The organism is Bradyrhizobium sp., assembly GCF_028868675.1.
Taxonomy (GTDB): domain Bacteria; phylum Pseudomonadota; class Alphaproteobacteria; order Rhizobiales; family Xanthobacteraceae; genus Bradyrhizobium.
This window is the reverse complement of record NZ_JAGWUA010000162.1, coordinates 1-11,330: the sequence shown is the minus strand read 5'-3', so window position 1 is coordinate 11,330 and position 11,330 is coordinate 1. Positions and strand designations below refer to the sequence as shown.

Below are 11,330 nucleotides of genomic sequence, written 5' to 3'. Positions count from 1 at the left end.
ACCTTGCCGTCGACGTTGCGCGCGGCGCGGCCGATGGTCTGGATCAGCGACGTCTCCGAGCGCAGGAAGCCTTCCTTGTCGGCGTCGAGGATGGCGACCAGCGCGCATTCCGGAATGTCGAGGCCCTCGCGCAAGAGGTTGATGCCGACCAGCGCGTCGAATGCGCCGAGGCGGAGGTCGCGGATGATCTCGATGCGTTCGAGCGTGTCGATGTCGGAATGCATGTACCTGACACGAATGCCCTGCTCGTGCAGGTACTCGGTCAGGTCCTCGGCCATGCGCTTGGTCAGCACGGTGATAAGCGAGCGGTAGCCGCGCTGCGCCACCTGCCGCACCTCGCCGACGAGGTCGTCGACCTGGAGGCGGGCGGGGCGGATGTCGACCGGCGGATCGATCAGGCCGGTCGGGCGGATCACCTGCTCGACGAAGACGCCGCCGGCCTCGTTGATCTCCCACGCCGACGGCGTCGCGGAGACCGCGACCGACTGCGGCCGCATCGCGTCCCATTCCTCGAAGCGCAGCGGCCTGTTGTCCATGCACGAGGGCAGGCGGAAGCCGTATTCGGCGAGCGTCGCCTTGCGGCGGAAGTCGCCGCGGAACATGCCGCCGATCTGCGGCACGGTGACGTGGCTCTCGTCGGCGAACACCAGCGCGTTGTCGGGCACATATTCGAACAGCGTCGGCGGCGGCTCGCCGGGGCGGCGCCCGGTGAGATAGCGCGAATAGTTCTCGATGCCGGCGCAGCTTCCGGTCGCCTCCATCATCTCGAGGTCGAAGGTGGTGCGCTGCTCCAGCCGCTGCGCCTCCAGCAGGCGCCCCTGGTCGTGGAGCTGGTCCAGCCGCTGCTTCAATTCGGACTTGATCGACTTGATCGCCTGCACCAGTGTCGGGCGCGGCGTCACATAGTGCGAATTGGCATAGATCTTGATGAATTCGAGCTCGTCCTGCTTGTGTCCGGTGAGCGGATCGAACTCCTCGATGTTCTCCACGGTGTCGCCGAACAGGTTCACGCGCCAGGCGCGGTCCTCATAGTGCGCGGGGAAGATGTCGATGACGTCGCCGCGCACCCGGAACGTGCCGCGGGTGAAATCGGCCGAAGTGCGCTTGTACTGCAGCGCCACGAGGTCGGCGATCAATTGCCGCTGGTCGATGCGCTCGCCCTTCTTCAGCGCAAAGGTCATCGCGGTGTAGGTCTCGACCGAGCCGATACCGTAGATGCAGGACACCGAGGCGACGATGATGACGTCGTCGCGCTCCAGCAGCGCACGCGTCGCGGCGTGGCGCATGCGGTCGATCTGCTCGTTGATGGAAGAGTCCTTCTCGATGTAGGTGTCGGTGCGGGGAACGTAGGCTTCGGGCTGGTAGTAGTCGTAATAGCTGACGAAGTACTCGACCGCGTTGTCGGGGAAGAAGCTCTTGAACTCGCCATAGAGCTGGGCGGCGAGCGTCTTGTTCGGCGCGAGGATCAGTGCCGGGCGCTGCGTCGCCTCGATCACCTTGGCCATGGTGTAGGTCTTGCCGGAGCCGGTGACGCCGAGCAGCACCTGGGTGCGGTCGTTGCGCTGGATGCCCTCGACCAGCTCGGCGATCGCCTGCGGCTGGTCGCCCTTGGGCTCGTACTCCGACTTGATCTCGAAGCGCACGCCGCCTTCGGACTTGTCCGGACGCGGCGGACGGTGCGGCGTCCACACCTTGATCGAGCCGTCGTCCTTGCGGAATTCCGGGCGGCCCTCGCGGATCAGGGCCTCCAGCGCGTCCGCGGTCGCCTTGACGCCGAGCGCTTCGGTCCTGCTGCGCGGCGGCCGCGCCAGCGCCTCGGCGTCGTCTTCCTCGGTCGGCAGCCCGAGCTGGCGCGCCAGCTCCGGATCGAGGAACGGCACGGTCGCCGCCGTGCCGTAATTGGCCTGCGGCGCCTCGTCGAAACCCTTGCCGAAATCCTTGGGCGTCGAAGCGCGGGCGCGATGCGCGGCGGCCTCGCCGCCGGCGCGGCGGTCGCGCGAATTGTCCGGCGGCGGCTGCAGTCCGGTGCCCGATCCCATCCCGGCATCGCCGCGATTGATCGCGGGATTGAGCAGTTCGGCCAGCGCCGGGCCGATCGGCTGCACGTCGGGCCTCGATGCCCGAGAACTTGGTGCCTTTGATTTGGGGGACTTGCCGGATTTTTCGGGAGATGCAGGTTTCTTCGCCATGGGGCGAATATGGGACGAGTCCGGCAGCGATGAAAGGGCGAATGCCGGCCCGCGGCCCGCCTGCTGACATCAGGTGGCAGCAGGAAGAGGCCTCACGCCGCCGGCGGCGGGCCGTCGTCCTGTGCGCGCGGCTCGACGGGCTGCAGCACGTCGAGATGGATGCCGCCGCAGGTCGTGCAGCGCATGGTCCAGTACTCGTTGCCGGCGCGGCCGCCGATCACGCGCAGCACCGCGAGCTCGCCGTTGCAGTGCGGGCAGTTCGACAGCACGGAGCGGACGTAGCAGCGCGCCAGCGGCCGGGTCTCTTCGACTTCGATATACGCCATGGCTGTTTCCCGGTTGCCCGTCGCGGCTGTCCTTATTGGTCGCTGGTGATGCGCCGCCGGAAGCGGTCGATATGCGTCTTGGCGTCCGCAATCGCGGCCGCGGGGTCCGGCCAGGCGAAGCCGACCTCCATCGCCGGAAACAGCACGCCGTCGATGGCGACGGGGCTCAGATCGGCGCGGCGGATGCGGGCGTGCCACAGGCCTTTGCCAGCTTCGAACGATTCGATGTCAAAGCCGTCGTAAACGGTCGTCATTGTCGTCCCCATTCTTGTTGGACGAGCAAAAGACCACGGTTCGTCGGCTACGACTGTGAAATCGTTCACATGGGAGGCACCTTTTTCGGCGACGGCCCGGTCGAGGCTCAGGTCCGCGCCAGCGCGACGCGGCCGATGCGGCGGGGCCGTGCGGCCGGTTCCGCCGCGGCGCGCATGATCCAGCGCCGGAACGCGGCGAAGTCGCGCTGCTCGGTCTGGAAGCTACGGTAGACGAGATACCAGCGCATGCCCTTGGGCACGGAGAGGTCGAAGGGCGCAACAAGGCGGCCGGCGGCGAGATCGTCGTCGATATAGGGACGGATGCCCATGGCGATGCCGAGGCCGTCGAGTGCGGCCTGCAGTGCCTGGCCGTAGAACTGGAATTCCGGGCCGCGCGCGCTGATGCGCGTGAGGTTTGCGGCCTTGAGCCAGAGCGGCCAGTCGTCCGGCGAATGCGCGACCCGGATCAGGCCCGGTCCCTTCAGATCGGCGGGACGCTTCAGCGCGTTGGCGAGGCGGGGCACGCAGACCGGCGTGAGGTCGCCGGCGAACAGCGGCTCCGCCACCAGCCCCGGCCAGTCGCCGGTGCCGAGCTTGATGCCGCAGCTCCAGTCCTCGCCGAACGGCACCGCGGCGCCGCCGGTGGTGAAGCGCACCTCGACGTCGGGCTCCTCGGCCTGGAACTCCGACAGCCGCGGGATCAGCCAGCGCATCGCGAAGGTCGGCCCGACGCCGATGGTCAGCACGCGCAGGCTGGAGGGCGCGGTGACCTGCGCGGTGAGGCTCGCCAGCGCGTCGAAGATCGGCGTCAGCCCGCTCTGATAGGCGCGGCCCGGCGCGGTCAGCGCGAGCCTGTTGGCCTTGCGCTCGAACAGCGCCACGCCGAGCCGCTCCTCCAAGAGGTGCACCATGCGGCTGACCGCGGCCGCCGAGACGTTGAGCTCGAGGCCGGCCGCGGCAAAGCTGCCGGTGCGCGCCGCCGCCTCGAATGCCTTGATGCCGTTGAGAAACAGCAGCCGCCGCAAGTCGCCCACCCTCAGGAAAACTGATGCCAGGCCAAGATAACTCAGTTTGCGCCGCCGCGACAAGCGCGGCACAAGGATGGACGTAGTTTCTGGGCTGATTTGCTGATTTCCAGGCGCCGCTTTCTTCGCCTCTCCCCGTGTGCGGGGCGAGGGAGAGCCGGCAGCTCGCGTCCCTGACGCAAAGAGCCGATGCAGGAGACGCTTCGTGACGCCGCTGATGATCGCCGCACTGGGATTGCTGATGGTCGGGACCGCGTTCCTGTCCGGCCTGTTCGGCATGGCGGGCGGGCTGATCCTGATCGGCGTGCTGCTGGCCTTGATGCCGCTGCCCACCGCGATGGTGCTGCATGCGATCACGCAGATGGCCTCCAACGGCTGGCGCGCCTTCCTGTGGCGGGCGCATATTCGCTGGCGGCCGGTCGCGGTGTATTTGATCGGCTGCGCGCTGGCGCTCGGCGCCTGGTCGATCGCCCGCTACGTCCCGGACAAGCCGGTGGCGCTGCTGCTGCTCGGCGTCACCCCGTTCATGGCGCGGCTGCTGCCGGCCAACATCAAGCCCAATCCCGACAGCGTCTGGCAGGGCGCCGTCTACGGCTCGATCTGCATGGGCCTGATGCTGATGACCGGCGTCTCCGGTCCGCTGCTCGACACCTTCTTCCTCGGCGGCGATTTCGGCCGGCGCGAGAAGGTGGCGACGAAAGCGATCTGCCAGGTCTTCAGTCATTTCACCAAGCTGATCTATTTCGGCGGCATCATCGACCAGGCCGCAACGCTCGATCCCACGCTCGCCGCGGTCGCGATCACCGCCTCCATGCTCGGCACCACGCTGGCGCGGCGGATCCTGGAGGCGATGAGCGACCGGCAATTCGTGGTCTGGTCGATGCGCCTGATCACCACCATCGCCTTCTACTACATCGGCTACGCCAGCTGGCTCCTGATCCGCACGCCGGTGCTGGCGGCCATCGGCAGCGGAGGCCCGCAATGAGTGAGACCGCCGATCCGCTGGTGCTCGATTTCGTCGAATGGATCGCGCGCGAGCCGCGCGCCTATGCCGAGGTGATCGCGACGTGGAAGACCTCGTGCCCGCGCCTGACGATCTGGGAGGACGCCGCCGATCGCGGCCTCGTCGCGCGCGAGACGGTTGCCGGCCGCGGTCTCGTCATCGCGGTAACCGAGAGCGGCGCGACGCTGCTGCGCGCCAGCGGCCGGACCGCGTGAGCCGATCACGGCTCCGTCATTGCGGGAGCCATTGACTCGGTCGGGGCTCGGCGCGAAGTTCATGCAACCGCATGTTTCTTGCGCATCTTTCTCGCGGACCTCGCCTCAAGCCCGGGATTTCAGCCATGATCGACCTCTATTACTGGACGACGCCGAACGGTCACAAGATCACGATGTTCCTCGAGGAGACCGGGCTGAAATACAAGGTCTTCCCGGTCAACATCGGCAAGGGCGAGCAGTTCAAGCCGGAGTTCCTGGCGGTCGCGCCCAACAACCGCATTCCCGCCATCGTCGATCACGAGCCGAAAGGCGGGACGAAACCGCTGTCGCTGTTCGAGTCCGGCGCGATCCTGCTCTATCTCGCCGAGAAGACCGGAAAATTCCTGCCCGCCGATCTCTACGGCCGCTACGACGCGATCCAGTGGACGTTCTGGCAGATGGCGGGGCTCGGGCCCATGGCCGGCCAGAACCACCACTTCCGCAACTACGCGCAGGACAAGATCCCCTACGCCATCGACCGTTATGTCAACGAGACCAATCGTCTCTACGGCGTTCTCAACAAGCGTCTCGCCGATCGTGAATTCGTCGCCGGCGACTACTCGATCGCCGACATGGCGTCCTATCCCTGGGTGGTGCCGTACGCCAACCAGGGCCAGAACATCGACGACTTCCCGCATCTGAAGCGCTGGCTGGAGACCATCCGCGCGCGGCCGGCGACCGAGCGCGCCTATGCGCTCGCCAAGGAGGTCAACCCGAACTTCGGCAAGCCCGCGATCCGCACCGCGGAGGAGCGCAAGATTCTGTTCGGCCAGACGGCGTCCGTGGTGCGGTAGTTCGCGCGCCTGGCGACTCGTGTCGGGGCACATCGACATGCTCGGTGTCATCGTCCGCGAAAGCGGCCGATCCGGTATTCCAGAGACGGTCGTGGGATACGGAGAGGCCGCGGCTTAATGGATTTCCCGCTTTCGCGGAGTGGCGCGGGCCGCGCGCGGCATCTGCAAGGCAGATGAGACTACCTCGCCGTTCGCGCCACCTCCGCCGCCTTGCGCAGGCAGTCGCGGCACAGGCAGTCCTCGCCGTCGCTCGGCATCGGCAGGCGCGCGGTTTCTTCGGAGCACCAGCAGGGGCCTTCGAGCGCGCAGGTGAATTCGGTTCCGCAGCGGGAGCAGACGACCTGCCGCGAGGGCGGCTCGGTCGACGGCGCGTGGCGCACGGACGGTTGCTTCGAAGGCATTTGTTTCGAATCTGTCATGATCTGCGCCGCGGCGTCGCCGTCATCTTCATGCCGGGTTCATCTGCGATCCCCGATATACCAATCACCTCGATCCTCGCAAGGAAGTACGGACAAGCCGATGGCCCGGGATTCGCAAGCCGCGCTGGTCGCGCTCAACCGGTTCGGCTTCGGCGCGCGCGGCGGCGCCTCCGGCGACATCGGTAACGCTGCGTCCGATCCGCGCGGTTTCGTCAAGGCCGAGCTGAGCCGCCCCAACGGCTCGCTGCTGGAGGCGCCCAACCTGCAATCGACGCCGCAGCTCGCGCACGCCGTGTTCGACTATCAGGCGCAGGTGAGGCAGGCGCGCGAAGCCGCGAAGGCCGCGCCGCCGCAGGCGCCGGGCGAGGCAAAACCCGACGGCGCTCCGCGCCGCAGCCTGTCCCTCAACACGGTCGCGACGGATATCGCCGGCCAGGCGCCGCCGGGCGCAAGACCGGGGCCGCAGCCGCCCAACGTGATCCAGAAGACCTTTCGTGCAGAGGCCTTGGCGCGGCTGCAGCGCGCGATGCTCGCCGATTGCGGCTTCACCGAGCGCCTGGTCGCATTCTGGTCCAATCATTTCTGCATCTCGGCCGCCAAGGGCGAGCTGGCGCGAATGTGGGCCGGCTCCTTCGAGCGCGAGGCGATCCGCCCGCACGTGCTCGGGCGTTTCGCCGACATGGTGAAGGCGGTCGAGCAGCATCCGGCAATGCTGTTCTTCCTCGACAACCAGCAATCGCTCGGGCCGGACTCGCGCGCCGGGCTCAACCGCAGGCGCGGCCTTAACGAGAACCTCGCGCGCGAGATCATGGAGCTGCATACGCTCGGCGTCGGCGGCGGCTACACGCAAGCCGACGTCACCTCGCTCGCCCGCATCATCACGGGCTGGACCTTTGCCGGCCGGCAGGGCCAGCTCGGCGAGCCCGGCAGCTTCGTGTTCAACGCCAATGCGCATCAGCCGGGCGCGCATCTGTTGCTCGGCAAGACCTACGAGCCGACCGGCGTCGCGCAGGGCGAGGCGGCGCTTGCCGATCTCGCGCGCCACCCGTCGACGGCGAACTTCATTGCCACCAAATTCGTCCGCCATTTCGTCGCCGACGAGCCGCCGCCCGCGCTGGTCGCGCGCTTGCGTGAGGTCTTCGTCAGGACCGACGGCGATTTGCGCGCGCTCGCGACGACGCTGGTCGATGCCGACGAGGCGTGGCGGGCACCGCTGACAAAAATGCGTTCGCCATACGAATTCCTGGTCGCGAGCGGCCGGCTGCTGGCGCGCGTGCCGGAGGATCCCGGCCCCTATCTCAACAGCCTCAATCTGCTCGGCCAGCCCATGTGGGCGCCGGCCGGGCCGAACGGATTCCCCGACAGCAATGCGGCCTGGGCCGCGCCCGAGGGCATGAAGCTCAGGCTCGACGTCGCGGCGCAGATCGGCGGCCGGCTCGGCAACACCATCGATCCGCTCGACCTGCTGGAGTTTGCCGCGGCCGATGCGGCCTCGATCGAGACGCGGCGAACGATCGAGCGCGCAGAGTCGCGCCAGCAGGCGCTGGCGCTGCTCCTGATGTCGCCAGAATTCCAGCGGAGATGACGATGGATTGCGTCGAGAACCGCCTCCTCACGTCGCGCCGCGCCTTGCTGCTCGGCGGCGCCTCCTTTGCGGCCTGGGCGTACTTGCCGAAATTCGCGCGCGCCGCCGGCGGCCGCGATCCGCGGCTCGTCGTGGTGATCCTGCGCGGCGCGCTCGACGGCCTTGCGACCGTGGCGCCGGTCGGCGATCCCGACTATGCCGGCCTGCACGGCTCGATCGCGCTGACGCGGGACGGGCCGCATGCGGCCAGCATGCTTGATTCCTTCTTCGCGCTGCATCCGTCGATGCCGGAATTCGCGCGCATGTATCGCGACAGGCATGCAGCGGTGATCCACGCGGTCGCGACGCCCTATCGCGACCGCTCGCATTTCGACGGCCAGGACGTGCTGGAGAGTGGCTATGCCGGTCCCGGCCGCGTGCAGTCCGGCTGGCTCAACCGCGCGCTGGAAACGCTGCCGCGCGGTGAGCGAGTCTCGAGCGGGCTCGCGGTCGGTCCCACCACGCCGCTGGTGCTGCGTGGCGCGGCGCCCACCGTCGGCTGGGCGCCGGCCGCGCTGCCGCAGGCCAACGAGGACACCGCGATGCGGCTCGTCGATCTCTACCGTCACCGCGATCCGGCGCTGGCGGGCGCGCTGACGCAGGGCCTGCAGCTCGACAAGGCCGCAAGCGGTGACGACATGAAGCGGAAGCCCGGTAGCGCTATGGCGCAGATGAAGCTGGTAGCGCGCGGCGCGGCCAAGCTGATGGCGGCAGACGACGGCCCGCGCATCGCAGCCCTCGCCTTCGACGGCTGGGACACCCACGCCAATGAGGGCGGCCCGGTCGGGCGGCTGGCGTTTCTGCTTTCCGGCCTCGACGGCGTGCTCGCCGAATTCGAAAGCGGGTTGGGGGAGCGCTGGCGCGACACGGTCGTGGTGGTCGCCACCGAGTTCGGCCGCACCGCGCGCATCAACGGCACCGACGGGACCGATCACGGCACGGCAACGGTCGCGTTGCTCGCCGGCGGTGCGGTGAACGGCGGGCGGGTGATCTCGGACTGGCCGTCGCTGAAGTCCGCAAGCCTCCATGACGGCCGTGACCTCAAGCCGACCACCGACCTGCGCGCCGTGCTCAAGGGCGTGCTGGCCGACCATCTCGGCCTCTCCGACCGCGCGCTCGCCGAGACGGTATTCCCCGACAGCACGGGAACGAAAGCGATGAAGGGGCTGATCGCCTGACTTGCGTTACCCCTTGGTGATCTTGTCGATCTCCGCCATCTCCTCGGCCGAGAACTTCCAGCCGATCGCGTTGACGTTCTGCTCGACCTGCTCGGGACGCGTGGCGCCGGCGATGACGCTCGAGACCTGGGGGCGCGCCGCGAGCCAGGAGAAGGCGAGTTCGAGCAGCGTGTGGCCGCGCGATTGCGCGAACGCCTTCAGTTTCTCGACCATGTCCTCGTTGCGCGGCGTGACGTAGCGGTCGCGCAGCGCGGGCGCCTTGCCGAAGCGGGTGTCGGCGGGCGCCGCCGCGCCGCGCTGGTACTTGCCGGTGAGGAGCCCGCTTGCCAGCGGGAAGAACGGCAACAGGCCGAGCCTGTACTCCTGCGCCGCCGGCAGCAGATCCTTCTCGATGTCGCGCACCACGAGGCTGTACTCGTCCTGGCACGAGATGAAGCGGTTGACGTTCATCGCGCGCGCGGTGAACTCGGCTTCCGCGATGCGCCAGGCCGGGAAGTTCGAGTTGCCGATGTAGCGCACCTTGCCCTGGTGGATCAGGTCGTCGAGCGCCCGCAGGCTCTCGTCCATCGGCGTCAGTGGGTCGTAATCGTGCTGCTGGTAGAGATCGATCCAGTCGGTCTTCAGCCGCTTCAGGCTCGCTTCCACCGCGCTCATGATGTAGCGGCGCGAGGCGCCCTGCTTGGTGCCGTCGCTCGCCATCGGCTTGGAATATTTGGTCGCGAGCACGATGTCCTTGCGGCGGTCGCCGAGGACAGCGCCAAGGACGGTCTCGGAGCCGCCCTGGCCGGCATAGATGTCGGCGGTGTCGAACAGCGTGATGCCGAGGTCGATCGCGCGGTGGATCACCCTGCGCGAGGTTTCGAGATCGGTGCGCTGGCCGAAATTGTTGCAGCCAAGGCCGACCGCCGAGACGCGCAGGCCGGAGGCGCCGAGATTGCGAATTTCCATTGGGGGCTCCTGTCAGAAGATCTTGCGGTAGACGATGAAGCCGGAGCGTTCCGCCACCTTGTCGTACAGGCGCTGCGCCGCGAGATTGGTCTCATGGGTCTGCCAGTAGACGCGCGGCGCACCGGCGGCCTTCGCCCGCTCGTAGACGCCGTAGATCAGCGCCGAGGCGACGCCCTTGCCGCGGGCGGCTTCCGCGGTGAACAGGTCCTGCAGGTAGCAGGACGGCTCGATCGCGGTCGTGCTGCGATGGAACAGATAGTTGGTGATGCCGAGCAGGCGGCCGTCGGTCTCCGCGACGAGGCCGTGCACCGGCTCGTAGGCATCGAAGAAGCGCTGCCAGGTCATGCGCGTGATCTCGGGCGCGAGCGAGGTCGGGCCGGAGCGGCCGTAGAAGGCGTTGTAGCCGTCCCACAGCGGCAGCCATCGATCGTAGTCCTGCCGGGCGACCGGGCGAATGGTGAGAGACATGGCGAATCTCCGCGATCGGGCACGAAGCCCGTTACGAGCAAGGCAGCGGCGTCCTTCATACGGGAGAGAGGATGCGATGATCAATCGCCGCGCGTTCGCTTCCGTACAGCCGCGAGCTAGCCGTTCATGCGGCGGTGCATCGCCGTGGAGGGGAATTGCAGCGTGGACGAGCCGGTCGTCTTGCGCGTTCCGACCAGGATCAGCAGCGAAGCCGCGACCAGAATGGCCGCGGTCAGCGTCAGGGCAACCAGTATGACCGGTGTCTTCATCGAAGGCCTGTCGCGATGCCGAGCGGCGCGGGTCGTCGTGGAAAGCGGCAAAGGGATTTTTCGAAATCGGAGCCGGCGTCAGATCGGCAATGCCATCGCCGCCCTGGTGGACAGCACCGTCACGGTGGCGATCAGGCACAGCGACAAGGCCGCGACCGCGAGCGAGGCCGCGACGGCGCTGGTCAGCCCGGAAGAGGCGACGGGTGCAGGCTGGCTTTGAAAGCCCGCCGTGCCGGACGCCCGAATCATGTTCTAAATCCTTCGACGCGCGAGCGAATCACCCGCGACGCCAGTCAACTTCACAATTTCAACCGGCAATATTGCGGCGGCGGCCGCGCCGAAAATGGCGAAATCGCGGCAAGCGGTAAGGTTTTGCCCGCTATTCGGAGACTCTCAGGCGCTCGCTGCGATGCTGGCCGGATTGTCGATATCGGCCGGCCGCCAATCCATCGGCACGAAGCCCGGCGTTTGTTCGACCCGTGCGAGCCAGGCCCGGATCGCCGGGAAGGTCGCCAGATCAAAGTCGCATCGCTCGGCGAGATGGGTATAGCCATAGAGCGCGATGTCGGCGACGGTGAG

The 11,330-nt window shown here is 67.8% G+C and carries 14 protein-coding genes and 1 pseudogene; 6 read left to right on the top strand and 9 right to left on the bottom strand.

What is annotated here, in order from left to right:
• The 4 genes from uvrB to KGM94_RS18850 form a co-directional block, all read right to left on the bottom strand.
• A partial coding sequence (uvrB, locus tag KGM94_RS18865) for an excinuclease ABC subunit UvrB (protein ID WP_300262723.1) occupies positions 1-2,189 on the bottom strand: 2,189 nt, incomplete at its 3' end.
• Positions 2,190-2,281: 92 nt separating this feature from the next.
• Positions 2,282-2,515 carry a hypothetical protein gene (locus KGM94_RS18860; RefSeq protein ID WP_300262721.1) on the bottom strand — a complete coding sequence of 78 codons (234 nt, stop codon included), beginning with the start codon at positions 2,513-2,515 and terminating at the stop codon, positions 2,282-2,284.
• A gap of 32 nt (positions 2,516-2,547) precedes the next feature.
• The gene (locus KGM94_RS18855; RefSeq protein ID WP_300262718.1) at positions 2,548-2,769 is read right to left on the bottom strand and encodes a hypothetical protein; all 222 of its coding nucleotides are present in this window, start codon (positions 2,767-2,769) and stop codon (positions 2,548-2,550) included.
• Between the two features lie 107 nt (positions 2,770-2,876).
• Entirely contained in the window at positions 2,877-3,794 is a 918-nt protein-coding gene (locus tag KGM94_RS18850; RefSeq protein ID WP_300262714.1) for a LysR substrate-binding domain-containing protein, read from the bottom strand.
• Positions 3,795-3,999: 205 nt separating this feature from the next.
• Here KGM94_RS18850 and KGM94_RS18845 point away from each other — a divergent pair, with 205 nt between their 5' ends.
• The 3 genes from KGM94_RS18845 to KGM94_RS18835 all read left to right on the top strand — a co-directional run bounded on the left by KGM94_RS18845 (position 4,000) and on the right by KGM94_RS18835 (position 5,845).
• The gene (locus KGM94_RS18845; RefSeq protein ID WP_300262711.1) at positions 4,000-4,779 is read left to right on the top strand and encodes a sulfite exporter TauE/SafE family protein; all 780 of its coding nucleotides are present in this window, start codon (positions 4,000-4,002) and stop codon (positions 4,777-4,779) included.
• A complete protein-coding gene (locus KGM94_RS18840) occupies positions 4,776-5,012 on the top strand; it encodes a hypothetical protein (protein ID WP_300262707.1) in 237 nt (78 codons plus the stop codon). Before KGM94_RS18845 ends, KGM94_RS18840 begins: the two co-directional genes overlap by 4 nt.
• 125 nt (positions 5,013-5,137) lie before the next feature.
• Positions 5,138-5,845 (top strand): glutathione binding-like protein, encoded by a 708-nt coding sequence (locus tag KGM94_RS18835; protein WP_300262703.1) that lies wholly within the window; start codon positions 5,138-5,140, stop codon positions 5,843-5,845.
• 179 nt (positions 5,846-6,024) lie between these two features.
• Here KGM94_RS18835 and KGM94_RS18830 read toward each other — a convergent pair whose 3' ends face one another.
• Entirely contained in the window at positions 6,025-6,246 is a 222-nt protein-coding gene (locus KGM94_RS18830; RefSeq protein WP_300262701.1) for a cysteine-rich CWC family protein, read from the bottom strand.
• Positions 6,247-6,364: 118 nt separating this feature from the next.
• Here KGM94_RS18830 and KGM94_RS18825 point away from each other — a divergent pair, with 118 nt between their 5' ends.
• Both KGM94_RS18825 and KGM94_RS18820 read left to right on the top strand, forming a co-directional pair.
• On the top strand, positions 6,365-7,849 hold the full coding sequence (locus KGM94_RS18825) for a DUF1800 family protein (RefSeq protein WP_300262698.1): 1,485 nt from the start codon (positions 6,365-6,367) through the stop codon (positions 7,847-7,849).
• A complete protein-coding gene (locus tag KGM94_RS18820) occupies positions 7,846-9,066 on the top strand; it encodes a DUF1501 domain-containing protein (RefSeq protein WP_300262695.1) in 1,221 nt (406 codons plus the stop codon). The genes KGM94_RS18825 and KGM94_RS18820 overlap by 4 nt, the downstream gene beginning before the upstream one ends.
• 6 nt (positions 9,067-9,072) lie before the next feature.
• Here the strand turns inward: KGM94_RS18820 and KGM94_RS18815 are convergent, their stop codons facing one another.
• The 3 genes from KGM94_RS18815 to KGM94_RS18805 all read right to left on the bottom strand — a co-directional run bounded on the left by KGM94_RS18815 (position 9,073) and on the right by KGM94_RS18805 (position 10,751).
• Positions 9,073-10,014 carry an aldo/keto reductase gene (locus tag KGM94_RS18815; RefSeq protein ID WP_300262692.1) on the bottom strand — a complete coding sequence of 314 codons (942 nt, stop codon included), beginning with the start codon at positions 10,012-10,014 and terminating at the stop codon, positions 9,073-9,075.
• 12 nt (positions 10,015-10,026) lie between these two features.
• Entirely contained in the window at positions 10,027-10,482 is a 456-nt protein-coding gene (locus KGM94_RS18810) for a GNAT family N-acetyltransferase (protein WP_300262689.1), read from the bottom strand.
• A 116-nt stretch (positions 10,483-10,598) separates the two neighbouring features.
• Positions 10,599-10,751 (bottom strand): hypothetical protein, encoded by a 153-nt coding sequence (locus KGM94_RS18805; protein ID WP_300262686.1) that lies wholly within the window; start codon positions 10,749-10,751, stop codon positions 10,599-10,601.
• Here KGM94_RS18805 and KGM94_RS18800 point away from each other — a divergent pair.
• Positions 10,735-10,971, top strand: a complete 237-nt coding sequence (locus tag KGM94_RS18800; protein WP_300262683.1) for a hypothetical protein — start codon at positions 10,735-10,737, stop codon at positions 10,969-10,971. The two genes, KGM94_RS18805 and KGM94_RS18800, sit on opposite strands and share 17 nt — an antisense overlap.
• A 173-nt stretch (positions 10,972-11,144) precedes the next feature.
• On the opposite strand, the pseudogene KGM94_RS18795 reads toward KGM94_RS18800, so the two are convergent.
• Positions 11,145-11,330 (bottom strand): annotated as a pseudogene (locus tag KGM94_RS18795) (glutathione S-transferase family protein); the annotation flags it as partial.

Coding starts and splice junctions, on each gene's coding strand:
- KGM94_RS18860 (WP_300262721.1), bottom strand. CDS start 2,515: ATGGCGTATATCGAAGTCGAAGAGACCCGGCCGCTGGCGCGCTGCTAC.
- KGM94_RS18840 (WP_300262707.1), top strand. CDS start 4,776: ATGAGTGAGACCGCCGATCCGCTGGTGCTCGATTTCGTCGAATGGATC.
- KGM94_RS18805 (WP_300262686.1), bottom strand. CDS start 10,751: ATGAAGACACCGGTCATACTGGTTGCCCTGACGCTGACCGCGGCCATT.
- KGM94_RS18825 (WP_300262698.1), top strand. CDS start 6,365: ATGGCCCGGGATTCGCAAGCCGCGCTGGTCGCGCTCAACCGGTTCGGC.
- KGM94_RS18810 (WP_300262689.1), bottom strand. CDS start 10,482: ATGTCTCTCACCATTCGCCCGGTCGCCCGGCAGGACTACGATCGATGG.
- KGM94_RS18815 (WP_300262692.1), bottom strand. CDS start 10,014: ATGGAAATTCGCAATCTCGGCGCCTCCGGCCTGCGCGTCTCGGCGGTC.
- KGM94_RS18835 (WP_300262703.1), top strand. CDS start 5,138: ATGATCGACCTCTATTACTGGACGACGCCGAACGGTCACAAGATCACG.
- KGM94_RS18855 (WP_300262718.1), bottom strand. CDS start 2,769: ATGACGACCGTTTACGACGGCTTTGACATCGAATCGTTCGAAGCTGGC.
- KGM94_RS18800 (WP_300262683.1), top strand. CDS start 10,735: ATGACCGGTGTCTTCATCGAAGGCCTGTCGCGATGCCGAGCGGCGCGG.
- KGM94_RS18830 (WP_300262701.1), bottom strand. CDS start 6,246: ATGCCTTCGAAGCAACCGTCCGTGCGCCACGCGCCGTCGACCGAGCCG.
- KGM94_RS18820 (WP_300262695.1), top strand. CDS start 7,846: ATGACGATGGATTGCGTCGAGAACCGCCTCCTCACGTCGCGCCGCGCC.